Below are 23,400 nucleotides of genomic sequence, written 5' to 3'. Positions count from 1 at the left end.
GGCGCGGGTCTACCCAGCCGACGGAACAGGCGCCGCCGAGTCACTGCTCGCCGACACCTTCAATTGTCCGAGGGTGGGCGGCCCCTGTCCAACGGAACGGGGGCGCCGCGGACCAGGTGCGCGGCCGTGGGCGGTGCGGTCGGCGCGTCGACGAATGGCGCCCGAAGCGGGCGCCCGAGACATGGCCACGCACGGACCCCGACGGCACGGACAGCAGCTTCAGCGCCACCGTCGTGTGCACCTTCCGGATCGAGGTGCAGGACGCGACGGGCGCCCCGGTGGGGGTGGTGCCCGTGGAGATACGGGGCCGATCCACGACGCGGAATAGGCACCCGCAGGTCGAGGTCTCTCGTGGGCCGGGCCACGGCGCCACAATTCAGATCACAGCTGACATTTGTGGCTATTTAACGCCAGAGGTGGGTGCGGGATCGAGGTCCGTGACGGCCGCGGTGCTTGCAGTGACCACCGTGGGCCCTGCCGGCTCGTAGACTTGTCCTGACTTGGTGGCGACCCATCGCCCACGGAGAGGGAGAGCATGCAGGCCGGAGCGGATAGTTGAGATTTCTGCACACCTCCGACTGGCATTTGGGGCGGTCTTTTCACCGGGTGAATCTGCTCTCCGCGCAGCGGGCCTTCCTCGATCATCTCGTCGAGACGGTGCGCGCCCGGGAGGTCGATGCGGTGCTGGTCGCCGGTGACATCTACGACCGTGCGGTGCCGCCGCTCGCCGCCGTCGAGCTCTTCGACGAGGCGCTGCACCGGCTCGCCGGTCTCGGGGTCCCGACCGTGATGATCTCCGGCAATCACGACTCCGCCCGCCGGCTGGGCGTCGGCTCCGGGCTGATGGAACGGGCCGGCGTCCATCTGCGGACCGACCCGGCGGGCTGTGGCACGCCCGTGCTGCTCGACGACGCGCACGGCCCGGTGGCGCTGTACGGGCTGCCGTACCTCGAACCCGCCATGGTGCGGGACACCCTCGGCGCCCGGCGGGCCGACCATGCCGAGGTGCTGGGCGCGGCGATGGACCGGGTACGGGCCGATCTCGCCGGACGGCCCGCGGGGACGCGCTCGGTGGTGCTGGCGCATGCCTTCGTCACCGGCGGCGCGGTCAGCGACAGCGAGCGGGACATCACCGTCGGCGGGGTCGCGTCCGTCCCGGCGGCCGTGTTCGACGGGGTGGACTACGCCGCCCTCGGGCATCTGCACGGGTGTCAGATCCTCGCCGAGCGGGTCCGCTACTCCGGATCGCCGCTCGCCTACTCCTTCTCCGAGGCCGGGCACCGCAAGTCCACCTGGCTCATCGAGCTCGATGCGGCGGGCTCCGTGCACGCCGAGCGGGTGGACTGCCCCGTGCCGCGGCCGCTGGCCCGGCTCCGGGGAACGCTGGAAGCGCTGCTGGACGACCCGGCGCAGGCGCGGCACGAGGACTCCTGGGTCGAGGCGACGCTCACCGACACCGCCCGCCCGCACGAGCCCATGGCCCGGCTCACCAAGCGCTTCCCGCACCTCGTCAGCCTCGTCTTCGACCCCGACGAGGTGCCCGGCCACTCGTCGGCCTCGTACGCCCAGCGGCTGCGCGGCCGCAGCGACCAGGAGATCGCCGAGGACTTCGTGGCACACGTACGGGCCGGCCGCGCGGCCGATGCGCAGGAGCGGGCCGAGCTGCAGTCGGCGATCGACGAGGTCCGCACCGCCGAGATGGTGGCCGAGGTGGCGCGATGAGGCTGCACCGGCTCTCGCTCACCGCCTTCGGACCGTTCGGCGCCGCCCAGACCATCGACTTCGACCGGCTCGCGGGCGAGGGCCTCTTCCTGCTGCACGGGCCGACCGGCGCGGGCAAGACCTCGGTCCTGGACGCGGTGTGCTTCGCGCTGTACGGGTCGGTGCCCGGAGCGCGGCAGAGCGGCCAGGCGCTGCGCAGCGATCTGGCCGACCCGCTGACACCCACCGAGGTCGTCCTCGAACTGACCGTCTCCGGACGGCGGTTGGAGATCACCCGGCTGCCCGAGCAGCCCCGCCCCAAGAAGCGGGGCAGCGGTACGACGAAGGAGAAGGCGCAGAGCCGGCTGCGGGAATTCGTGCCGGCCGAGCCTGGTGGCGAGGGAGCTCCGGGCGGCGACGGACCCGGCCCGGACGGCCACTGGAAGGCGCTGAGCCGCTCCCACCAGGAGATCGGTGAGGAGATCGGCCAGCTGCTCGGAATGAGCAAGGAGCAGTTCTGCCAGGTGGTACTGCTGCCGCAGGGCGACTTCGCGCGCTTTCTGCGGGCCGATGCGGAAGCCCGCGCGCGGCTGCTGGGGCGGCTCTTCGACACCCGGCGGTTCGCGGCGCTCGAAGAGCAGCTGAACGCGCGCCGCAAGACCGCCGCGGACACGGTCCTGGCGGGCGACGAACGGCTGCTGGCCCTGGCGCACCGGATGGCACAGGCGGCCGGTGAGAGCGCCGACCTCACCGACCCGTCGGTCCCGGCGCCGGACCGGGACGGGCAGCCGGCAGCGCGCACACCGGCCCGCGGGCGCGGCAGCGCGACGGCCGGCGGGCGCGGCCGGACGCCGGGGACGGTCATGGCACGCCCGGCGGTCACGGCGACGGTGCCGGGACAGGGCGGCGCGGTGGAGCCCGGCGGGCGGGGAGCGGCCCGTACCTCCGGCGCGGACGATCCGGCCGCACCGGGTCCGGGCGAGCCGGGATTCGTGGAGGCAGTGCTGGTGCGGGCGGCCGTGGCCCGGGTGAGTGCACGGGAGCGGCTGGCGGTGGCCCGCAGCGCGGTGGCGGCCGCCGAAGCCGCGGAGCGGGCGGCGGCCGAGCAGTGGACGGTGGCCCGCGAGCGGGACCGGCTCCAGCAGCGGTACGCCGACGCCCGGCGGCGGGCCGACCGGCTCGAAGCCCACGCCGAGGAGCGGGATCACATCCGCGGCAGGCTGGAGCGGGCCCGCGCGGCGGCGGAGGTCGCCCCCGCGCTCGCCCTGCGCGACGCCGCCCGGCGCGAGCTCGATACCGCCCGGCGCGCCGAGCGGGAGTGCCGGGGGCCGCTGCCCGACGGCCTCGCCGACGCCGCGGGGGCGCAACTCGCGGCGCGCGAGCGGGCGTTGCGGGAAGACCTCGGGTCGCTCACCGCGGCCCGGCGGGCCGAGCGGCGGGCCGCCGACCTCGCGCGGGAGCGGGCCGCCCTCGACCGCGAGGCGCGCGCCGATGAGCAGACGCTGCTGGACGCCGCCGAGTGGCTCGCCGCATGGGACGAGACCCAGCGGGCCCATCAGCAGCGCATTGAGACGGCACAGGAGGCCGCCGCCCGGGCCGAACAGCTCGGCGCCCGGATCGCACCGGCCGTCGAGCGCGCGGAGGCGGCCCGTCGACGCGACCGGCTCAACGACGAAGTACGCACGGCAGAAGGGGAGTTGCTCGCTGCCAGGGAGCGGTCCACGGCTGCCCACGAACGATGGCTGGAGCTCAAGGAGCAGCGGCTGCGCGGGATCGCCGCCGAGCTCGCGGCCGGGCTGCGCGACGGCGCGGCCTGCGCGGTGTGCGGCGCGACCGAGCACCCCGACCCGGCGCGGGCCCGTGCGGGCCACGTCGACCGGGCGACCGAAGAGGCCGCGCAGGAGGCCCACCGGCAGGCCGAGAAGACCCGCCGGCAGACGGAGGCCGAGTGCCAGACGGCCAAGGAGGCACTGGCCGCCGCGGCCGCCGCGGCCGGGGACGCCTCGGCCGCCGAACTCACCGCGCAGATCGAGGAGTTGCGCGCCGAATACGCCCGTGCCCATGCGCTCGGCGCCGGCCTGCACGCCGCCCGCGAGGCACGGGGGCACGCCGAGCGCGAATACGAGCGGCGCCGCGCCGAGCAGCAGCAGGCCGAGCGCCGGGCCGCCGCCCGTACCTCCCACCGTGAGGCGCTGGACCGCGAGCGGGCCGCCCTGGAGGAGGAGCTCGCCCGGGCGCGGGGCGACAGCCCGAGCGTGGCCGACCGGGCCGCCCGACTGGAGCGGCAGGTGACCCTGCTCACCGAGGCGGCGCAGGCGTCCCGTACGGCGGAGTCCTGCGCCCGGCGGCTCGAAGAGGCCGCGGCCGGGCTCGCCGACGCCGCCTCCGGGGCCGGATTCGACACCGCCGAGGCCGCCGCGCAGGCGCTGCTGAGGGACGGCGAATGGCGGGCACTACAGCAGCGGCTCGACGACTGGCAGGCCGAATCCGCCGCCGTGGAGGCGGAGTTGGCCGACCCGCAGGCCCGCGCCGCCGCGGCGCTGCCGCCCGCGGACCCGGCCGCCGCGCAGGGTGCGCACCAGGCCGCCGCGGCCCGGCTGCGTACCGCCTCGGCCACTCTCGCCGCCGCGCAGGAGCGCTGCGCCGCGCTCGACCGGCTCTCCGCCCGTGCCGAGGACGACGCCCGCCAACTGGCCCCGCTGCGCGCCGACCACGACCGCATCGCCCGGCTCGCCGCCCTCGCCTCCGGCACCTCCGCCGAGAACGCCCGGCGGATGCGCCTGGAGTCCTACGTCCTCGCCGCCCGGCTCGAACAGGTCGCGGCCGCCGCCAGCGCCCGGCTCCAGCGGATGTCCGCCGGCCGCTACACCCTCGTCCACTCCGACGAGAGGGCCGGCGGCGCCCGGCGGTCCGGCCTCGGGCTGCATGTCATCGACTCCTGGACCGGCCACGAACGGGACACCGCCAGCCTCTCCGGCGGCGAGACCTTCTTCGCCTCGCTCGCCCTGGCCCTCGGCCTCGCGGACGTCGTCACCGATGAAGCGGGCGGCGTCCGGCTGGACACCCTCTTCATCGACGAGGGGTTCGGCAGCCTGGACGAACAGACCCTGGACGAGGTGCTGGACGTGCTGGACTCGCTGCGCGAACGCGACCGCAGCGTCGGCATCGTCAGCCATGTCGCCGACCTCAAGGCGCGGATCCCCGCCCAGCTGGAGGTCGTCAAGGCCCGGTCGGGCTCGACGGTCCGGCACCGGGTACCCGGCTGAGACCGCCGCCCGGACCGTGCCGGGGCCGTCGGCGGTTCCGGCGGCCGCCGCACGGAAAACCGGGTGACGGCGGCCCGGGGCGGCCATCAGGCTGGTCCGCCATGACCTACGACAGCAACCGGCCCGCCACCGCACCCCACCGTGACCCGCTGCCGCTCCTCGGCCGCACCGCGCTGGTCACCGGAGCCAGCCGGCGCAGCGGTATCGGCTACGCCGTCGCCCGGCGGCTTGCCGCCTACGGCGCCGGTGTCTATCTGCACCACCATGTGCCGCACGACGCCGGACAGCCCTGGGGAGCGGACCCGGGCGGCCCGGAGGCCGTCGCCGACGGAGTACGTGAGGTGGCCGCGCCCGGCGCGGTGGTGGCCCACGGGCCGGCCGACCTGGCCCGGCCGGACGCCCCCGCCCGGCTCATCGACCGCGCGGCCGAGGCGCTCGGCGGCCGGCTGGACATCCTCGTCGCCAACCATGCGCTCAGCGGCAGCGACGGCCCGCTCGACACCCTCGACGCGGCCATGCTCGACGCCCACTGGGCGGTCAACACCCGCTCGGTGATCCTCCTCGCCCAGGCCTATGCCCGCCGGCGCACCGCGGGTCAGCCGGGCGGGCGGATCGTGCTGATGACCTCGGGCCAGGACCTGGGGGACGGCATGCCGGAAGAGCTCGCCTACGGCCTCGCCAAGGGGGCGCTGGCCTCGGCGACCCGCAGCCTCGCCAGCACCTTCGCCGCCGCCGGGGTGACCGTGAACACCGTCAACCCGGGGCCCGTGGACACGGGTTACGCGGTCGGTGAGCTGCGCGACCGGGTCGCCCGGTGCTTCCCCGGCGGGCAGTGGGGCGCACCCGACGACCCGGCCCGGCTGATCGCCTGGCTCGCGACCGACGAGGCGGGCTGGATCACCGGCCAGGTCATCAACTCCGAGGGTGGATTCCGGCGTTGACCCGTTCCTCGTCCGTGGCGCCGGCCGCGTCCCCCGGCGCCACACCGGCCTCGTAGACACGCAGCCCCTCGCGCTCCCCGACGAAGCGGAAGCCGGCCCGTTCCAGCACGCGCTGCGAGGGCAGGTTCTCCGGCTCGGTCAGGGCGCACACCGTCCGTACCTCCGGGTGGGCGGCCGCCCACCCGGCCAGCAGCCGTACTGCCTCGGTCGCCCACCCGGCGCCGCGCGCGGACGGGGAGAGGTCATAGCCGATCTCCACGAAGCCCTCGTCGTCCGGCGGGCTGTGGAAGCCGATGCTGCCGAGCGCAGTACCGGCGACCGCATCGGTCAGCACGAAGACGCCCCAGCCGGGCCGGTAGTGGCCGGACGCGGCCGCCCGTACGGCGATGCCGGCGCCGCCGGAGGTGGTCTCGGCCGGGGTGCCGTCGATCCAGTCGAACCCGGCGCACTCGCCGTCCGCGACCCGTGCGGCGGTGGACGGCAGCAGGGCGCGCAGCGCCACCCGGCCGGCCGTGAGCGCCAGCGGGTACCCGGCGCCCGCGGTCACCAGCGCCTCGAACAGCGGCCGGTGGTCCACCCCCGCGGGCAGGCCGCTGACCTGCCCGTCGCCGACCTGCACCACCCGCCATACGCCGTCCGCACGCCGCGCCAGATCCGTGGTGACGAAGCGCGCGCCCAGGGCCCGCACCGCAGGCGCCACCGAGGCGAGATCCGGTACGGGCCGCAGCCCCGGAGTGTCGGGATGCGGACCGGTCAGCACCGGTTCACCGTCCACCCACCACACCCGTGCCGCACCCACCGCATCGAAGGACTCGACGGCGCGCAGCACCACACCCCCGGTGGGGAACTCCCCGCGGCGGGTGAGGAAGCGGCCGACGGCCGAGGCCAGCCGCGCGGTGTCGGCCGCGTCGGGGACGTGGACGGACTCCTCCCCGTCGTGCTTGCTGGACGTGACCCAGTCGGTGACGATCAGCGGGCACGGCCGGCCCGGTGCACCCAGCGGGGCGGCGAGCCGGGCCAGCGCGGCCGGCTCCGGGGCCCGGCCGGCGGCGCACGGAAGCCAGACGCTGCGCGGCGTCAGCGCGCGGAACGTGTCGTACCAGCCGGGGAGTTCCTGGGCGGTGCGGTAGGCGGCGAGGGAGGTCAGCAGCCGGCCGCCGTGTGCGGCGAGTGCCCCGGCGAGCGCGGCATACCGCTCGGCCGGCAGCGCCCAGCCGCGGTACCAGACCGGTCCGGCCCCCCGGGGAACCCCGGCCAGCGCCCCTTCGGCGTCCCCGGCGAGCAGCGCCTCGTGGTCGAGCACCGCGCACCCGGCGCCGGCCGACAGCGCCGTGGCGGCCTCGGTCGTGAAGTGCGGATCCGCCCCCAGCCGTCGGCCGGGAGCCGCCCCCGGCCGGGCGCGGCGGGGGGCGCCGGAGAACAGAAGGAGCGGCGGGCCGACCGTAGGGTCCACTGTCATGTCAGGAGACCCTACGGACGGCGGCGGGCCGGTCAGCACACCCGGCGTCCTCGGCCGGCCGCCGTGTCCGGGCCCGGGGTCAGAGCGCCGACAGCTCGCTGCGCAGATCGTCCAGGCCCAGCGAGCCCTGGGACAGCGCGGCCATGTGCCAGGCCTTGAGGTCGAAGTCCGCGCCATGGCGGGCGCGGGCCGCCTCCCGGCCCTCCAGCCACACCCGCTCGCCGAGCTTGTAGCCGATGGCCTGGCCGGCCATGCCCTGATAGCGGATGATCTCGCTCTCGACGAAGTCGGCCGGACGGCTGCAGTGGCTCGCCAGGAACTCGTGCGCCAACTGCGGGGTCCAGCGCTCGCCGGGGTGGAAGGGGGAGTCCGCCGGGATCTCCAGTTCCAGATGCATCCCGATGTCGATGATGACCCGGATGGCCCGCATCATCTGTGCGTCCAGATAGCCCAGGCGCCGTTCGGCGTTGGTCAGGAAGCCCAGCTCGTCCATGAGCCGCTCGGCGTACAGCGCCCAGCCTTCGGCGTTGGCGCTGACGATGCCCACGGTCGTCTGGTACCGCGAGAGCCGGTCGGCGACATGGACCCACTGCGCCAGCTGGAGGTGATGGCCGGGCACCCCCTCGTGGTACCAGGTGGAGACCAGGTCGTACGCCGGGAAGCGGGTCTCGCCCATGGTCGGCAGCCAGGTGCGGCCGGGGCGGGAGAAGTCCAGCGACGGCTGGGTGTAGTACGGGGCGGCGGCGCTGCCGGCCGGCGCGATCCGCGACTCCACCCGGCGTACCCGTTCGGCGAGTTCGAAGTGGGTGCCGTCGAGCGCGTCGATGGCCTCGTCCATCAGCGACTGGAGCCACTGCCGGGTCTCCTCGACGCCCTCGATGGCCTCGCCGTGCTCATCGCACCAGGCCAGCGCCTCCCACGGGGTCTTCGCACCGGGCAGCACCTGCTCGGCCTCGGTCTCCATCTCGGCCAGCAGCCGGTGGAATTCGGACCAGCCGTACGCATACGCCTCGTCCGCGTCGATGTCGGCGCCGTTGTAGTAGCGGGCGAGCCGGCCGTAGCGCTCCCGGCCCACCACGTCCGGCGCGCCCGCAATGGCCGGAAGGTAGCTGTCCCGGAACCACTCGCGCAGCTCCACCAGGGCTCCGGTCGCCAGCTCGGCGGCCTCGGTCAGCTCGTCGCGCAGCGACTTCGGGCCCGGCTCGGTGAACTCGGCGAACCAGCTGCGGTCCTTGCCGATCCACTCGTCCAACTGGCCGATGACCGTGGTGACCTGAAGCGGCCCGGCCGGCAGGCCGCGCTTGCGGCCGGCGTCCAGGGCGGCGCGGTAGCCCTCCAGCGCGGCCGGCACGGCCCGCAGCCGCTCGGCGATCGCCGCCCAGTCCTCGTCGGTCTCGGCGGGGGTGATCGTGAAGACCTCGCGGACGTGGTGCAGCGGCGAGCTGAGGTTGCTGACGGTGCGCAGGCCTTCGCCCGCCTCATGGACGGCCAGCTCGGCGGTCAGCCGCTCGCGCAGCAGCCGCGCACAGACCTGCTCGGCGGGGAGCTCCGCGCCCGGCCGGGCCTCGGCCTCGGTGAGCTTCTCCAGCGTCGTACGGGCGAGCTGGGCCAGCGCCTCCTGGCCCGTCGGCGAGAAATCGGGGAGCCGGCCGGAGCTCTCGGGGACTCCGAGGAAGGTGCCGGTGATGGGGTCCAGGTCCACGAAGGCGTCGACATACGCATCGGCGACCTGGCGGGGCAGCGGGCCGCCCTGGGAGGTAGTGGTGTGGGGCATACGGGCCATCCTCGTACGGATGGCCCGCCGCGTCACCATCAATCGGCCAATGGCTCCTGCCGATGGTGACGCCGTGGCCGGCCGGGCGTCGCTGCGCCCGGCCGGCTCACGTGTGTCCACGGCGCCGGCGCCGCTGGCTTGGTGCTCAGCGGCGACCCGTGGCGTCCTGGATCCGTACGGTCTCGCGGGACTCGCGCCGGGCGGGCAGGCCCGCCGGACGGGCGGTGATCACCAGCGTGCCTTCCTCTATCTGGTAGTCGAGCGGCAGCCCGAGGCCGCGCATCGCCGCCACCATGCCGGTGTTGGAGGCCTGGGTGATCGCGTACACGCTCTCGCAGCCGGTCTCGGCCGCCATCCCCGCCAGCCGGCGCAGGAGTTCGGCTCCGATGCCGCGCTGCTGCCAGGCGTCCTCGACCAGCAGGGCGACCTCGGTTTCGTCGCCGTCCCACAGCAGATGGCCGAGCGCCACCAGCCGGCCGGACGCGGTCTCCACCGCCAGGGTGCGGCCGAACCGCGGGCTGAGCAGATGGCCGAGGTAGCGGTCCGCGTCGCCGACCGGGCCGTGGTAGCGCAGGCCGAGGGTCTGCGGGGAGCAGCGGTCGTGCATCTCGCGGGCCGCGGCCAGGTCGGAGGTGTCGGCACGGCGGATGGTGATCTCGTTGCCCTCGGGCAGCGTCAGCACATCACGCCGCGGCGGCACCCGCTGGCCGAGCCTGGCGTCCAGGTCGACCAGCGCGCGCACCCGGGCGAACTCGGTAGGGGTGAACGGCAACTGCGGCCTTTCGATGGTGAGCGAGCCCCCGGAGGGGTCGCGGAACTTCATGCGGTGTTCCTCCAGCACGCCCTCGGTGGGCACCTGCTCGGCGAGCGGCCGGCCGCGCAGCGAGCGCGCGGGCACCGAATGGATCGTGCAGCGGCCCAGCAACTGGCGCAGAGCCAGCGGGAGTTCGGCGGAATCCAGCGCCGTACGGGTCGCCAGGCCCAGCATCCGGGTCGGGGCGTCGACGAGGTCGTGGGCGTCGGCCCGCTCCAGCCAGCTCTGGACACCGCCCGCGCCGGCCACCGTACGGCTCAGCTCCCCGGGCTGCAGCGAACCGGGCGCGCGCAGCAGGAACTCGTCGACCGTGCCGTCGGACAGCGGGTGGGTCTGCAGGCTGAGGATGTCCACCCGCTGCCCGGCCAGCGCCGTGCACAGGGCGGCCAGGCTGCCCGGCTCGTCCCGGACCGTGGTCCGCATCCGCCACAGCGTCGTCTCCTGGCCGGCGGCATGGGGAGCCGGACCGGCGGGGGACGGCGCCGTGGCGCCGGTATCGGTCGGCGGCGGGGCGTTTTCGTGGCGTCGTGACCACCAGACGTGGAAGACGGCGGTGGCCAGCAGCGCCACCGCGGCGGAGCACAGCAGCACGAGGCCCGACGGGGCGTGCGCGACGGTGTTGGCGACGGCGTCGGCCACCGCCACGGCCGTAAACAGGGCGGCCAACTCGACGAGGTCCCGCCGCCAGTGATGGCGGCGGGTGGAATGGGCGGAAGATGCTTCAGTCATGCACACAAGCCTGGCCGACAGGTGTTGCCTGATCACCAACACATTGTGTCCGACGGGTAAAAGACGCAATCGACGCATTGGCCTTTACTGTCCCACCCGTCCCGGTTGGAGTGTCTTGCTGAACAACATCCGGCCGCCTTCCTGTCGCAACCGCACCGTCAGCTCCCCGCTTCCGCCGTCGATATCGATCTCGCCGAAGTTCTGCGGACTCTCCGCAGGGGAGGTGTTGGCACGGTCCGGCGCCTTGAGGAACGGCTGCTCGGGCCCGAAGGTTCCGTCCAGCTTCACTGCCTGGAATCCGCCCGCGTTCAGCGGCCCCGACACGAACTCCCAGAACGGCTCGAAGTCCTTGAACGCGGCCCGCTCCGGCGCGTAGTGCTGCGCCGAGGTGTAGTGGACGTCCGTGGTGAGCCAGAGGGTGCCGGTGATCCGGTCGTGCTTGATGTGCCGCAGCAGCTCGGCGATCTGGAGCTCGCGCCCCAGCGGTGCGCCCGGGTCGCCTTGCGCCACCGCCTCGAAGTTGGTCTTGCCGTCCGGGACGACCAGGCCCAGCGGCATGTCGGAGGCGATCACCTTCCACACCGCCTGCGAGCGGGAGAGCTCCCGCTTGAGCCAGCGCAGCTGCGCGGCCCCGAGGATGCCCTGCGTGTCGTCGGTCTGCCGGCCCGGCGAATTGGCGTCCCGGTAACGGCGCATGTCCAGGACGAAAACATCGAGCAGCGGGCCGTGGTGCACCACCCGGTAGACCCGGCCGTGCCCGTCGGGCCGCAGCGTACGGATCGGGAAATACTCGCTGAAGGCGCGCAGCGACCGAGCGGAGAGCACGTCTGCGTCCTTCTCCGTGTACCGGTCGTCGTCGAGCAGCTGCCCCGGGTACCAGTTGTTGTGCACCTCGTGGTCGTCCCACTGCGTGATCGTCGGCACCTGCGCATTGAAGCGGCGCAGATTGTCGTCCAGCAGGTTGTAGCGGAAGGCGCCACGGAACTCCGCGAGCGTCTCGGCGACCTTCGCCTTCTCCTCGGTCGTCACGTTCCGCCAGATCCGGCCGTCCGGCAGGGTCACCTTGTCGGTGATCGGGTTGTCCGCGTAGATGTTGTCGCCGCTGCACAGGAAGAAGTCTGGGTTCCGGCGCCGCATGTCCTCGTAGATGCGGTAGCCGCCGTGGTCGGGGTTGATGCCCCAGCCCTGGCCGGCGAGGTCCCCCGACCAGTGGAAGCGGATGTTCGCGCGGCGACCCTCCGGGGCCGTACGGAAGGTTCCAGCCACCGGCTCGCCGGTGCGCCGGGGATCGTCCGGGTCGGCGAGCAGCACCCGGTAGTGGATCTGCTCGCCAGCCGGCAGGCCGTGCAGCGAGGTGACGCCGGTGAAGTCCGTGCCCGCCCCGAGCACCGGACCGGTCCAGGACCGGGCGTTGCGGAACGACTCCGTCGCCGCGGTCTGCACCACCATCCGGGCCGGCCGGTCGGACCGCACCCAGACGAGTCCCGAGGACGTGGTCACATCGCCGACCTGGACACCCCACCCCGCGCCCGGCCGTCCGCTGCGGGCCTGCGCCGGTGCGGCACACGAGAGCGTGGGCAGCGCCAGTGCGGCCGACCCCACTGCCGCGCCCCGCAGCAGCGACCGCCGTCCGAAGCCGCCGCCCGATTCCTGCGCCATACCGAACCTCCATGCCTCGACCGGTTTTCCCTGCCGCCCCGTTCGTATCGCTGTCCGGTGCCCCGTTGTCGAACGGACGGTGAACAGCGGCCCGTTCCCGGTGCGGTGCCCGTTCGCCCGAACGGGTCCCGGGCCCTCGGTCCCACCGGACCCGGGCCATGGTCGCAAGACCATCGGCCGATCGCCAGGATGCCACCACGGCCCATACGTTCCTGCTACGCGCCGCCATCCGGCGGCCCCGAGAAAGGTGACCCCCGTATGCCCGCCAACGGCTCCGCCCACGTCCGCATCGCCCGCCCGTCCCGCGACCTGGCCGCGGCCGAACGCTTCTGGAAGCAGGGCCTGGGCCTCACCGAACTCTTCCGGCACACCTCCGAGGCGGGCGAGCACGCCCTGCTGATGCTCGGCTGGCCGGACGCCCACTGGCACCTGGAGCTGACCCTCGACCCGTCCGGCACGCTCCAGCCGTCCCCGACGGCGGACGATCTGCTGGTGGTCTATCTGGGCGAAGCGGTGCCGGCCGAGCTCGTCGCCCGGCTGGAGCGCAGCGGGGGCAAGCGGGTCGCCGCCTACAACCCCTACTGGGACGAGTGGGGTGTCACCCTGGAGGACCCGGACGGATACCGGCTGGTGCTGTCGTCGCGGGACTGGTCCAACTCGTAGCTAAGGCAGGGGAGTTGGCGCCGACGCGTGCGGCGCTGCGTCTCACCATGGCGCCCCCTCCGCCTTCGGCCGACCGTCGCCCGCCCCTACCGCACGGTGTCGAGGACGACCCTCGCCACCAGCGCCGGGTCGTCGTTCATCGGCACATGTCCGCAGCCCGGCAGCCGTACCAGCCGGGCGCCCGGAATCGTGTGCTTGGCGCGCACGCCCTGGCGGGGGAGCAGCAGCCGGTCCCGGCTGCCCCAGCCGATCGTCACCGGGACGTCCGGCACATCGTCGGTGAACCGCACTCCCCGGCCGGCCGCCAGGGTCGCGGCGAATCCGGCCGCGTCGCGCAGCGCCCGGGTCTCCGCCACCACGGCATCGGCCGAACGGCGCCCCGGGTGGGCGTAGATGGTGCCGGTCAGCGACGCCCGGCCGAGGGCGGACCGGGCCAGCGTCTCCACCATCGGCTCCGGCAGCGCCTGTGCGCCCGCATGCATGCCGCGCAGCACACCGAAGGCGTAACGCCGCTCGGCCCGGGTCCAAAATCCCGCGGGTGACAGCGCGGTGACCGACCGGACGGCCCGCCGGCGGCCCAACTCCAGTGCCAGCAGCCCGCCCAGCGAGTTCCCGACCACATGCGGGCGGTCGGCGCCGAGCTCCGTGAACGCCGCGGTCAGCAGCGGGAGGACCGTGTCCAGGTCGTACGCGGAGTCACCCGGCAGCGCGGGGGAGGCGCCGAAGCCCGGCAGATCGAGCGAGATGACCTCGTGGGAGGCGGCCAGGATGTCGGACACCGGGTGCCAGGCCTGGAGGTGGTGACCGATGCCGTGCAGCAGCACGATCGGTTCGCCCGCGCCCTTGCGTTCGTACGCGACCGTGAACGGCGGCCGGTCCGCGGGCGTGATGCGGGCGAAGGAGACCGGGGCGGCCATGGGAACTCCTAGGGGGTGCGGTACGTGCGGTGTTGCAGGGTGTGCACTCACACGATGCCAGCTGAGGCTACTGAGCGGTATGGGGCAGCCGCGGCGAGCAACGGGAGACCGCGCCGCACGGGGAGGTGTGCCGTAATCCCGCTGAACCGCTCGGAATCGGGGGCGGCAGGAACCGGACGGTGCGGGGGGATTGGTCTTGACCAAGGGTGGGGGCGGTCATATCGTCGGGATACTGCAACAACCTTTCATAAAGAAGCGCTCATCAACGGGCACGCAGACGGGCCGGTGTTGCCGGCGGTGTGTGCGGGCCCGGGGGCCATGGGGCACTACCCCACGGGGTGACGGCCGGTGTGGAGGACAACGGTGGGGACCAGGCAACTCGAAAAGGTGCCGGAGCCGAAGTACTGGCACCTCAAGACCGTGCTGAGCGAGGCGCTGGACTCGGAGTTCGCGGTCGGCGAGATTCTGCCCAACGAGCGGGATCTGGCGGCCCGGTTCGGTGTCGCGCGCGCCACCCTGCGGCAGGCCCTCGAACAGCTGGAGCTGGAAGGCAGACTGCAGCGCCGCCGCGGTGTGGGCACCACGGTCGCACCGCCGCGGGTCGGTGTCCCCGTCGGCCCCGCCCGTCACACCTGGCCCGGCGTCGCCGATGACGACTGGCAGCCGGTCGATGCCGTCGAGACCGACAACGTGCCCGCCGCGGTGGCCAATCTGCTGGAGACGGCCCCCGGCGACCGGGTGCACCTCGTGCGCCGCAGCCGGGTCACGCACGGCCAGCCCGTCGCCACCGAGCTGCTGTACGTTCCGGCCTCCGGGGTCCCCGGCTGTACGGCGGCCGTCCCACCGGGCGCTCAGGCCCGTGCCCGCACGGTCCTGCGCGAGCTGCAGACGCTGGAGCTGGAGGGCCGCGACCGTACCGTCGAACTCGGTTCGGCCCGTGCGGAGGACGCCAAGCAGCTGGACCGGCTGCCGGGCGCGCCCGTCCTGGTGGTCACCACCCGCTATGTCTCCGCAGGGCGCACGGCGGCCGTTGCGGTCGCCACGTACCGTGCGGACACCTGCCGGCTGACCTTCGGGGAGAGCGACCCGGTCAGCCTGCTCGCGGGCTAGAGCCGCGGGGCGGCCAGGATCATCGCTGGCGGCTCGTCACCGCTCCCTCCACCGCGAAGAGTTCGCCCTCCACATGGTCGAGCGCGAGCCGCAGCGCGCCGGTGGTGATGGCCGTCTCGCCCAGCTGTGACAGGACGACCTGCGGCGGGCGCAGGCAGTAACGCGCCAACTCCCCGCGCAGCGGCTCCAGTACACCGTCCAGCCCCGCCGCCCAGCCTCCGATCACCACCAGCTCCGGGTCGAGCGCCAGCACCAGGGCCGCGACGTCATGCACCAGCCGCTGGAGGAAGCGGTCCACCGCTTCCCGGGCCTGCGGCGCGCCCTCCCGTGCTGCCGCGAAGACCGCCGCGACCTGTGCCTCGTCGAGGGGGTGCAGCGGCTTTCCGGTCGTCGACAGCAGCTTCTCCGGTGTTGCCTCGCGGCCGAGCAGATGCAGCGCGCCGATTTCCCCCGCGGCCCCGCCGAAGCCACGGTGCAGCCGTCCGCCGATCAGCGAACCGGCTCCCGGGCTGAGCCCGGCCAGCACGAAAACGATGTCATCGGAGCCGGTCGCCGCGCCTTGCCAGTGCTCGGCCACCGCTGCGGCGTTCGCATCGTTCTCGACCAGCACCGGGCAGCGGAAGGACCGCCGCAGCCGCTCACCGAGCCGCAGACCCGTCCAGCCCGGCAGGGCGGTGCTCAGGCGTACGGTGCCGTCCGCCTCCACGATGCCGGGGCCGGCCACGCCGACGGCGCGCAGCGCACTGCGGGGCACGCCCGAGCGGCGCAGCAGATCGGCCACCACGGCACGGACCCGCTCCAGCCGCTCCCCGGCCGGTGCGGTCTCCGCCACGGGCCGTTGCGCGCTGTCCAGCACCCGCCCGCTCAGATCGGACAGCAGTGCCGCGATGCGGTGCGGGCCGATCTCGATGCCCAGCAGATGACCGGCCTCCGTACGGAACCGGAACCGCCGGGCGGGCCGTCCCTGCCGGCGTGCACCCTCCCCGGCGGCCGCCTCGGCCACCAGTCCGGCCTCGATGAGCCCCTCGACGACACCCTCGACCGTGGGCCGGGACAGGCCCGTGACCTGGACGAGATCGGTGAGCGTGGGGGAGTCCGCGGCCCGCAGTGCATGCAGCACCACCGTGGAGTTGATCCGTCGCAGCAGGGACGGATCCCCGCCGGTGAGCCGCCCCACGTCCATCTCCCTCGCTTGCAGTGTGGGGCGGATCGTAACCGGTCAGAGGGTGCGCGGCGAGCCCTGAGAGACGCGCGGGCGGCCGCCGGGGAGACCCGCCCGCGGCGCTCCCCGCGACCCGTGCCCGCACCGGGTGGGTCAATTGTCAGACCCGGCAGGTTTACTGACGGCATGACCATGGACGAGCAGCTGACCGCCATCGACCGACTGCGGCTGCGGGCGTTCCCGGCCGAGCCGCTCCGGTCCGGCACGGTCGAGAGCGGCCCGGGCTTTCACATAGCCGGGATACGGGCAAGCCAGGATTTCTGGGACGCGGACCCCGCCGAGGTGGCGGAGGCCGAGGAGGAGTTCGAGGACGATCTGACGGCGCTGGTGCAGGCGCTGTCCTTACGGTGGGGTCCGCCCGAAGTTCTCGATCTCACCCCGTATTTGGAGCGTGTCGCGCAGGGCCTGCCGGTGCGTCCGCCGCTGGACGCCCTCTGCGGTTACGTCCCGCGGATGCATGGCTGGCGGGTGGAAGGCCGGTGGATAGGTGTGGGGGTCGGGCAGGGCGAGCGCGAACTCCCCTTCCAGCTGCTGGTGGCGGTGGGGGAGGAGCGGGTGGCGTAGGTGGGGGTGCGGAGGCGCAGGGGTGTGTCCGTGGGGTGCCGGCCGGCGCGTGACCCCCGGGGCCGCTCACGCCGGGGCCGCTCGGCGCAGCAGGCGGGCGCTGAGGGACGCGGCGAGGGCGAGGCCGAGGGCGGCTGCCAGGACGGCGGTGCGGTCGCCCCAGGCGGTCCAGGCGGCGCCGAAGGCGAGCGAGCAGACGAAGCGCGCGGCGGTCTGGCCGGTCTGCACCAGGGCCAGACCGCTGCCACGGACCTCCTCCGGCACCGCGTCGGCGGTCGCGGCCGCCAGCACTCCGTCGGTAGCCGCGTAGAAGGAGCCGTGCAGCACGAGCACGGCGCAGACCAGCAGCGGGCCGCCGGCGAGCGGAGCCACGAGCAGACCGTAGGCGCCCAGCAGCGCCAGATGCCCGGCCAGGAACAGCCTCCGGCGGCCGAGCCGGTCGGCGATCGCCCCCAGGGGAACGGCCAGCAGCAGGAACGCCGCGGCCGTGCCCAGGGGGAGCAGCGGGAACCACCCCGCCGGCAGATCCAGCCGCCGTTGCAGCGTCAGATAGAGGAAGGAGTCGCTGATGGTGGTCAGCCCCAGCAGCACCGCACACCCCGTCAGCTGGCGTACCTCCGGCCGTGCCAGGAGCGCGCGCACCGGCATCCGCGGCTGAGCCGGGGCCCGTTCGGCGGTCGGTCGAGCGGCGTTCCGGGCGCGGCCCGGGACGAAGAGCAGGAGCACGACCACGCCCAGTACGGCGATGCAGAAGCTGACCGTGAACACCGCGTCATAGCCGTCCGCGGCCGCCCTCAGCAGCAGGAACGCCACCAGCGGACCGCACAGTGCGCCCGCCGTGTCCATCGCCCGGTGCACCCCGAACGCCCGCCCGCGGGCGGCAGGTTCGGCCGCCAGCGAGATCATCGCGTCCCGTGGCGCGGTCCGCAGCCCCTTGCCGGTGCGGTCCACGGCCAGCACCGCACCGATCCACGGCAGCGAGTGCACCATCAGCAACAACGGCTTGCAGAGGGCGGAGAGCCCGTACCCCACCGCGGCCACGGTCTTGTGACCGCCGCCCTCGCCCCGGTCCGACAACCGGCCGCCCACCAGCCGGACCAGCGCGCTCGCCCCGTTGTAGACCCCGTCCAGCACACCGAACCCCAAGGGGGAGAGCCCGAGTTCGGCGACGAGGTAGAGCGGGAGAACGGCCGTGATCATCTCCGAGGAGACATCGGTGATCAGGCTGACGGTGCCCAGGACGAGCACGGTGGAAGGCAGGGCGGCCAGGGAGCGCCGGCCCCGAACGGGGCGCCGGTCATCCGGCGGAGTGGTGGCAGCGGCAGCCGACGGCCGCTCGGTGAGATACACGTCAGCTCGCCCAGATGCCGAGGCCGGCGACGGCGAGGCCGAACCCCCCGGCGAGCACACCGGCCCCGCGGCGGCGCGAGCGGCGGACGCGGCGGATGCGGGGGATACGGGGGAAGGGGGCGGAGGCTGGGGACGAGGGGCAACTGGGGGCAGCCGAGGGGGACGGAGCAGGCACGGGAGCCTCCGTACGGGAGGGGAGGGGGGTGCGCGGGCGGCGACAGCGTAGAACCGTCACCGCGGCATGTACACGGCTACCGGGTGACGCGGTGCGGAACAGCGGCCGAGCGGGCGGTGCCGCCGGCACGGGGTGCAATGCCGTCCGGGCATCCGGCGCCCCGGAACCCTCGGCCCGGTGCCCGCCCCAGGTGTTTCAGCCGTCGTCGTCCGCCGCGAACGCCGCGGCGCGCAGCCGTCCGAACTCCTCTGCCAGCGCCGTCGGCGTCCAATGGGCGTTCAGCCCGCTCGGGTTGGGCAGCGCCCAGATGCGGGTGTCGCCCAGCGTGCGCTGCTGCGGCCCGATCGCGGCCTTTTTGTCGTCGAACGCGAGGCGATAGGCGGTGACCCCGGCGACCGCGAGCCAGCGGGGCCGCAGCCGGGCCACCTTCCCGGCCAGCAGCCGGCCGCCCTCGCGGTACTCCTCCGCGCTCAGTTCGTCCGCCTTGGCGGTAGCCCGGGCCACGACATTGGTGATGCCGAGTCCGTGCGCGAGCAGCTCCTCCTGCTCGTCGGGCCGCAGTCGGCGCGGGGTGAAGCCGGCGGCGTACAGCGCGGGCCAGAAGCGGTTTCCGGGCCGGGCGAAGTGGTGGCCCGTGGCCGCCGTCATCAGCCCGGGGTTGATCCCGCAGAAGAGCACGCGCAAGCCGCTCGCGGCCACGTCCGGGACGAGGCGGTCGCGAGCGGCTTCCAGCTCTTCGGGGGTGAAGCGCACGGCAGTCGCGTCAGAGGATGGAGCCGGGGGTGTACGCGGCGGCCTCCGGGTGCTGCTTGGCGATCTCCTCGATCCGGGCGACGACGGACGTCACCTGGTCGGCCGCGGCGCCGGTGAAGGAGAGCTTGTCCGCCATCAGGGCGTCCAACTGGGCCTTGTCCAGCGGGATCCGGGTATCCGCGGCCAGCTTGTCCAGCAGCTCGTTGCGCTCGACGCCCTGCTCCCGCATGGCCAGCGCCGACGCGACCGCGTTCTCCTTGATCGCCTCGTGCGCCTCCTCGCGGCCCACACCGGCCCGCACGGACGCCATCAGCACCTTCGTCGTGGCGAGGAAGGGCAGATAGCGGTCCAGCTCGCGGGCGACGACGGCGGGGAAGGCGCCGAACTCGTCGAGCACGGTCAGGAAGGTCTCCAGCAGACCGTCGAGCGCGAAGAACGAGTCCGGCAGCGCGACCCGGCGCACCACGGAGCAGGACACATCGCCCTCGTTCCACTGGTCGCCGGAGAGCTCACCGGCCATCGACGCATAGCCGCGCAGGATCACCATCAGGCCGTTGACGCGCTCGCAGGAGCGGGTGTTCATCTTGTGCGGCATCGCCGAGGAGCCGACCTGGCCGGGCTTGAAGCCCTCGGTCACCAACTCGTGCCCGGCCATCAGCCGGATCGTCTTGGCGAGCGACGAGGGGGCGGCGGCCAGCTGCACCAGCGCGGTGACCACGTCGTAGTCCAGCGAACGCGGGTAGACCTGGCCGACGGAGGTGAAGGCCTGCCCGAAGCCGAGGTGCGCGGCGATCCGCTGCTCCAGGTCGGCGAGCTTGGACGCATCGCCGCCCAGCAGGTCGAGCATGTCCTGAGCGGTGCCGACCGGGCCCTTGATGCCGCGCAGCGGGTAGCGGGAGAGCAGGTCTGCCAGCCGGCCGTACGCGACCAGCAGTTCGTCCGCCGCGGTCGCGAAGCGCTTGCCGAGCGTCGTGGACTGGGCGGCGACATTGTGCGAGCGGCCGGCCATCACCAGCTCGGCGTGCTGCCCGGCCAGCGAGCCCAGGCGCGCCAGCACGGCGACCGTACGGTCCCGCATCAGCTCCAGCGAGAGCCGCACCTGGAGCTGCTCGACGTTCTCGGTCAGGTCCCGGGAGGTCATGCCCTTGTGGACCTGCTCATGGCCGGCGAGGGCGTTGAACTCCTCGATGCGCGCCTTGACGTCGTGCCGGGTGACCTTTTCGCGCTCGGCGATGGAGGCCAGGTCGACGGTCTCCAGGACCCGCTCGTAGTCGGCCAGCGCCTGCTCGGGGACCTCCACCCCCAGGTCCTTCTGCGCACGCAGCACGGCGAGCCACAGCTTCCGCTCCAGCTTGACCTTGTACTCGGGGGACCACAGCACGGCCAGCTCCGCGGAGGCGTAGCGGCCGGCCAGGACATTGGGGATGCGAGGCTTCGCAGACACAGCAGTCACGTGGTCAGAGTCTACTGGCGGTTTACGCAGGTCGGCGCCCCGGTCCCGGCTGTGCTTTCCTCCAAGCCGACGGGCGGGTGCCGGCCGGGGCGATTCAGCCCTCGTACGGCAGCAGCTCGGGCCGCTTGGCCGGCCGGCCGTCGCCCGAGGACCGGCCGGTGACCCGCCGGCCTATCCACGGCACCAGATGCTCGCGCGCGAACCGCAGATCCGCCGCGCGCCGGGCGCCCCAGCCCGGCGGTGCGGCGGCCGGCAGCGGGGCGTCCCAGTCCGCCCCGGCCGGCAGCCCGATCGCCTGCCCCACGGCCTCCGCCACCCGGCGGTGCCCCTCGGCGTTCAGATGCAGCCGGTCGTCGGCCCACAGCCGCGGATCCGACAGCGCCCGGGACGCATACAGGTCCACGACCACCGCGCCGTGCCGCGCGGCCACCTCGTCGAGGTGCGCGAACAGCTGCTCCATCCGCGGCCGGAAGCGCTCCAGCACGGCGCCTTGCCGGCCGGGGCTGCGCATCAGCACCAGTTGCCCGCCGCCCCGCGCCAGCAGCGCCGCGGCCTCCTCGAACCGCGCGCAGACCTGCGCCACCTCGCAGCGCGGCCGCAGGACGTCATTGAGCCCGCCCACCAGCGTCACCAGGTCGGCGCCCATGGCGGCGGCCGGCCCGCACTGCTCGTCGGCGATCTGCCCGATGAGCTTGCCGCGCACCGCGAGATTGGCGTAGCGGAAGCCGGGCGCGGCGGCCGCCAGCCGGGCGGCGAGCAGATCGGCCCAGCCGCGGTACGAGCCGTCCGGCAGGCCGTCCGACATGCCTTCGGTGAAGCTGTCGCCGACCGCGACGAAACTGGTGTAACGGGCATTCATCTCCATGGTGCGGTGATCCTACCGCCCGCCATACCGCACGGTATGCCCCGGTCCCCCGGGGGTGGTCCGGCGCCCGCGGTGTACGGTCTGGTGTCGTTCGAACGGTGCGAAAGAGGCAGGTGGCAGCGCGATGACTCCCCGCCGCGGCGAGGGCTTGGGCGAGCCGACGTTCACCGAACGGGCCCGCCGCCGGCAGCTCATCGACGCCACCATCGACCTGATCTCCACCCGCGGCCATCCCGCGACCTCGCTGTCGGCGATCGCCGAGCGGGCCGGGCTGTCCAAGGCCGCGGTGCTCTACCACTTCTCCTCGAAGGACAACCTGACCCGGGCCGCGTTGGAGCACGTACTGGCGGACTTCAGCGCTCATGTCACCGAGCGGCTGGCGCGGGCGGCCGGCCCGCGGGACGCGCTCGTCGCCTACGTACGGGCGATGATCGGCTATCAGCAGGCCAACCGCCGGCACGTCCGGGTGATCACCGAGATGCTGCTCGACGACGCGGGAGGCACCCGGCTCAAGACGCCGGGTTCGCACGACACCCACGGCCGGTGGCAGGCTCTCGCCGATCTCCTGACGGAGGGTCAGCAGGCAGGCGTCTTCCGGGAGTTCGATGCACAGACGATTTCCCTGGCGATCGGCGGAGCGATCGACGGAGTGATCTCGCACTGGCTGGCGCACCCGGAGTACGACCTGGACGCCGCGGCCGTCGAGGTGGAGAAGTTCACCCTCGACGCGATCGAGCGCCGGGACTGACCCGGGCGAAGCCGGGGGCGCGCTCGGGGCGCACGCCGATCCCGCCCAGATAGCCGGTCACCGTCCGCAGGGGCGGCACCCGCCGCAGCAGCCGCATCGGCACCGGCAGCCGGTCGCCGTCGAGCGTGCCGTCCAGCGCCGCCCGGATCATCGTGTGCTCGGCCTGCTGGGTCTTCTGCACCACGGCCACCGGCCATTGCCGCCGCTTCTGTACCCGGGCCAGATCGGCCACGCCGGGCATACCGCGGAGCAGCGGCTGCGCCAGGATCCGGGCCGCGGCGACCGCGTCCTGCAGCGCCAGGTTGACCCCCACCCCGCCGACCGGCGACATGGTGTGTGCCGCGTCGCCGAGGCACAGCAGGCCGGGGCGGTACCAGCGCGCGAGCCGGCCGAACGTGACCTCCAGCAGCTTGACGTCGTCCCAGGAGCCGATGGCGCCGGTCACCCGGTCGTCCCAGTCGAACAGGGCGCCGAGCCGGTCCCGCAGCCACTGGATGTCGTGGCGGCGCAGCTCGGCGTCCCGGCCCTTCCCGATGAGATAGGAGGTCTGGAAATACGTGCCGCGGTCCATGGTGACCGCGGCCTGGCCGCCGCCGAACCGTGCGAAGACCCGACCGCTCTTGAGGTCGTCGGAAGGGGGGTTCCCCCTGCTTGGGGGAGCGTCCACCCGCACCTGCCAGACGTCCATCGGCACCTCGAACTGCCGCTGACGGAGCCCGGCCGCGGCGCGTACCACGGAGTCCCGGCCGTCGCAGGCGACCGTCAGCGCCGCGGCCAGTTCGCCGGGCGTGCCGTGCTCGTCGACGAACCGCACCCCCGTCACCCGGCCGTCCGTGGTGCGCAGCCCCGTGACCCTGGTGTGCATCCGCAGGGTGAAGTGCGGCTCCTCGGCCGCCGCGCGCGCGAGCAGGTCGAGGAAGTCCCACTGCGGCACCATCGCGAGGTACTTGTGCCGGCCGGGCAGATGGCGCATGTCGCCCATGACGACCGTGGTGTCACCGATCTGCGCCCGCATCTCCCGGAGCTTGGCGAACGGCAGCCGGGCGAATGCCTCGCCGAGCCCGAGCTCGTCCAGCAGCCGCAGCGTCGACGGATGGACGGTGTCCCCCCGGAAGTCGCGCAGGAAGTCGCCGTGCTTCTCCAGGACGGTCACTTCGACGCCCGCCCTCGCCAGCAGCAGTCCGAGCATCATTCCCGCCGGTCCGCCGCCCGCTATGCAGCACGATGTGCGCTCCAT

The 23,400-nt window shown here is 73.8% G+C and carries 18 protein-coding genes; 7 read left to right on the top strand and 11 right to left on the bottom strand.

The features are described 5' to 3' along the window. Nucleotides 1–555: 555 nt before the first annotated feature. The 3 genes from CPH93_RS02685 (at nucleotide 556) to CPH93_RS02675 (ending at nucleotide 5,908) form a co-directional block, all read left to right on the top strand. A complete protein-coding gene (locus tag CPH93_RS02685) occupies nucleotides 556–1,722 on the top strand; it encodes an exonuclease SbcCD subunit D (protein WP_096211807.1) in 1,167 nt (388 codons plus the stop codon). Continuing rightward, the gene (locus tag CPH93_RS02680) at nucleotides 1,719–4,967 is read left to right on the top strand and encodes an AAA family ATPase (protein ID WP_096211806.1); all 3,249 of its coding nucleotides are present in this window, start codon (nucleotides 1,719–1,721) and stop codon (nucleotides 4,965–4,967) included. The genes CPH93_RS02685 and CPH93_RS02680 overlap by 4 nt, the downstream gene beginning before the upstream one ends. Before the next feature lie 101 nt (nucleotides 4,968–5,068). Next, nucleotides 5,069–5,908, top strand: coding sequence for an SDR family oxidoreductase (locus CPH93_RS02675; RefSeq protein ID WP_096211805.1), 840 nt, complete (start codon nucleotides 5,069–5,071; stop codon nucleotides 5,906–5,908). Here CPH93_RS02675 and CPH93_RS02670 read toward each other — a convergent pair. From CPH93_RS02670 to CPH93_RS02655, 4 genes are all read right to left on the bottom strand, one after another. After that, a complete protein-coding gene (locus CPH93_RS02670) occupies nucleotides 5,880–7,367 on the bottom strand; it encodes a GNAT family N-acetyltransferase (protein WP_096211804.1) in 1,488 nt (495 codons plus the stop codon). The two genes, CPH93_RS02675 and CPH93_RS02670, sit on opposite strands and share 29 nt — an antisense overlap. A 79-nt stretch (nucleotides 7,368–7,446) precedes the next feature. Further along, nucleotides 7,447–9,141: a DUF885 domain-containing protein gene (locus CPH93_RS02665; protein WP_173909700.1), complete on the bottom strand. Its 1,695-nt coding sequence runs from the start codon at nucleotides 9,139–9,141 to the stop codon at nucleotides 7,447–7,449. Nucleotides 9,142–9,286: 145 nt separating this feature from the next. After that, nucleotides 9,287–10,684 (bottom strand): GNAT family N-acetyltransferase, encoded by a 1,398-nt coding sequence (locus CPH93_RS02660; protein WP_096215270.1) that lies wholly within the window; start codon nucleotides 10,682–10,684, stop codon nucleotides 9,287–9,289. A gap of 84 nt (nucleotides 10,685–10,768) precedes the next feature. After that, nucleotides 10,769–12,343, bottom strand: coding sequence for an alkaline phosphatase D family protein (locus tag CPH93_RS02655; protein ID WP_096211803.1), 1,575 nt, complete (start codon nucleotides 12,341–12,343; stop codon nucleotides 10,769–10,771). 258 nt (nucleotides 12,344–12,601) lie between these two features. On the opposite strand from CPH93_RS02655, the gene CPH93_RS02650 reads away from it, so the two are divergent. Further along, a complete protein-coding gene (locus CPH93_RS02650) occupies nucleotides 12,602–13,006 on the top strand; it encodes a VOC family protein (protein WP_006601634.1) in 405 nt (134 codons plus the stop codon). An 86-nt stretch (nucleotides 13,007–13,092) separates the two neighbouring features. On the opposite strand, the gene CPH93_RS02645 is transcribed toward CPH93_RS02650, so the two are convergent. Further along, complete coding sequence (locus tag CPH93_RS02645; RefSeq protein ID WP_093487576.1) at nucleotides 13,093–13,923, bottom strand: alpha/beta fold hydrolase; 831 nt, start codon at nucleotides 13,921–13,923, stop codon at nucleotides 13,093–13,095. 363 nt (nucleotides 13,924–14,286) lie between these two features. Here CPH93_RS02645 and CPH93_RS02640 point away from each other — a divergent pair, with 363 nt between their 5' ends. Continuing rightward, entirely contained in the window at nucleotides 14,287–15,033 is a 747-nt protein-coding gene (locus CPH93_RS02640) for a GntR family transcriptional regulator (RefSeq protein ID WP_096211802.1), read from the top strand. 19 nt (nucleotides 15,034–15,052) lie between these two features. On the opposite strand, the gene CPH93_RS02635 is transcribed toward CPH93_RS02640, so the two are convergent. After that, entirely contained in the window at nucleotides 15,053–16,210 is a 1,158-nt protein-coding gene (locus tag CPH93_RS02635) for an ROK family transcriptional regulator (RefSeq protein WP_096215269.1), read from the bottom strand. A gap of 171 nt (nucleotides 16,211–16,381) precedes the next feature. Here CPH93_RS02635 and CPH93_RS02630 point away from each other — a divergent pair, with 171 nt between their 5' ends. Then, nucleotides 16,382–16,819, top strand: a complete 438-nt coding sequence (locus CPH93_RS02630) for a hypothetical protein (protein WP_096211801.1) — start codon at nucleotides 16,382–16,384, stop codon at nucleotides 16,817–16,819. A 66-nt stretch (nucleotides 16,820–16,885) separates the two neighbouring features. Here CPH93_RS02630 and CPH93_RS02625 read toward each other — a convergent pair whose 3' ends face one another. The 4 genes from CPH93_RS02625 to CPH93_RS02610 all read right to left on the bottom strand — a co-directional run bounded on the left by CPH93_RS02625 (nucleotide 16,886) and on the right by CPH93_RS02610 (nucleotide 21,415). Beyond that, on the bottom strand, nucleotides 16,886–18,169 hold the full coding sequence (locus tag CPH93_RS02625; protein ID WP_096211800.1) for an MFS transporter: 1,284 nt from the start codon (nucleotides 18,167–18,169) through the stop codon (nucleotides 16,886–16,888). A 370-nt stretch (nucleotides 18,170–18,539) separates the two neighbouring features. Beyond that, nucleotides 18,540–19,097 (bottom strand): G/U mismatch-specific DNA glycosylase, encoded by a 558-nt coding sequence (gene mug, locus CPH93_RS02620; protein ID WP_093487584.1) that lies wholly within the window; start codon nucleotides 19,095–19,097, stop codon nucleotides 18,540–18,542. Between the two features lie 10 nt (nucleotides 19,098–19,107). After that, nucleotides 19,108–20,541, bottom strand: coding sequence for an adenylosuccinate lyase (gene purB, locus CPH93_RS02615; RefSeq protein WP_006601627.1), 1,434 nt, complete (start codon nucleotides 20,539–20,541; stop codon nucleotides 19,108–19,110). Nucleotides 20,542–20,644: 103 nt separating this feature from the next. Next, a complete protein-coding gene (locus tag CPH93_RS02610; RefSeq protein WP_093487588.1) occupies nucleotides 20,645–21,415 on the bottom strand; it encodes an SGNH/GDSL hydrolase family protein in 771 nt (256 codons plus the stop codon). A gap of 124 nt (nucleotides 21,416–21,539) precedes the next feature. On the opposite strand from CPH93_RS02610, the gene CPH93_RS02605 reads away from it, so the two are divergent. Beyond that, nucleotides 21,540–22,163 (top strand): TetR/AcrR family transcriptional regulator, encoded by a 624-nt coding sequence (locus CPH93_RS02605; RefSeq protein WP_093487590.1) that lies wholly within the window; start codon nucleotides 21,540–21,542, stop codon nucleotides 22,161–22,163. On the opposite strand, the gene CPH93_RS02600 is transcribed toward CPH93_RS02605, so the two are convergent. Next, nucleotides 22,132–23,400 carry an FAD-dependent oxidoreductase gene (locus tag CPH93_RS02600; RefSeq protein ID WP_096211799.1) on the bottom strand — a complete coding sequence of 423 codons (1,269 nt, stop codon included), beginning with the start codon at nucleotides 23,398–23,400 and terminating at the stop codon, nucleotides 22,132–22,134. The two genes, CPH93_RS02605 and CPH93_RS02600, sit on opposite strands and share 32 nt — an antisense overlap.

It is taken from the genome of Streptomyces sp. 2323.1 (assembly GCF_900221035.1).
Taxonomy (GTDB): Bacteria; Actinomycetota; Actinomycetes; order Streptomycetales; family Streptomycetaceae; genus Streptomyces; species Streptomyces sioyaensis.
Note: the sequence above shows the minus strand (reverse complement) of the source record. Positions and strands in the feature narration are given on the sequence as shown.

Coding starts and splice junctions, on each gene's coding strand:
- CPH93_RS02680 (WP_096211806.1), top strand. CDS start 1,719: ATGAGGCTGCACCGGCTCTCGCTCACCGCCTTCGGACCGTTCGGCGCC.
- CPH93_RS02675 (WP_096211805.1), top strand. CDS start 5,069: ATGACCTACGACAGCAACCGGCCCGCCACCGCACCCCACCGTGACCCG.
- CPH93_RS02670 (WP_096211804.1), bottom strand. CDS start 7,367: ATGACAGTGGACCCTACGGTCGGCCCGCCGCTCCTTCTGTTCTCCGGC.
- CPH93_RS02665 (WP_173909700.1), bottom strand. CDS start 9,141: ATGCCCCACACCACTACCTCCCAGGGCGGCCCGCTGCCCCGCCAGGTC.
- CPH93_RS02660 (WP_096215270.1), bottom strand. CDS start 10,684: ATGACTGAAGCATCTTCCGCCCATTCCACCCGCCGCCATCACTGGCGG.
- CPH93_RS02655 (WP_096211803.1), bottom strand. CDS start 12,343: ATGGCGCAGGAATCGGGCGGCGGCTTCGGACGGCGGTCGCTGCTGCGG.
- CPH93_RS02650 (WP_006601634.1), top strand. CDS start 12,602: ATGCCCGCCAACGGCTCCGCCCACGTCCGCATCGCCCGCCCGTCCCGC.
- CPH93_RS02645 (WP_093487576.1), bottom strand. CDS start 13,923: ATGGCCGCCCCGGTCTCCTTCGCCCGCATCACGCCCGCGGACCGGCCG.
- CPH93_RS02630 (WP_096211801.1), top strand. CDS start 16,382: ATGACCATGGACGAGCAGCTGACCGCCATCGACCGACTGCGGCTGCGG.
- CPH93_RS02610 (WP_093487588.1), bottom strand. CDS start 21,415: ATGGAGATGAATGCCCGTTACACCAGTTTCGTCGCGGTCGGCGACAGC.
- CPH93_RS02605 (WP_093487590.1), top strand. CDS start 21,540: ATGACTCCCCGCCGCGGCGAGGGCTTGGGCGAGCCGACGTTCACCGAA.
- CPH93_RS02600 (WP_096211799.1), bottom strand. CDS start 23,400: ATGGAGCGCACATCGTGCTGCATAGCGGGCGGCGGACCGGCGGGAATG.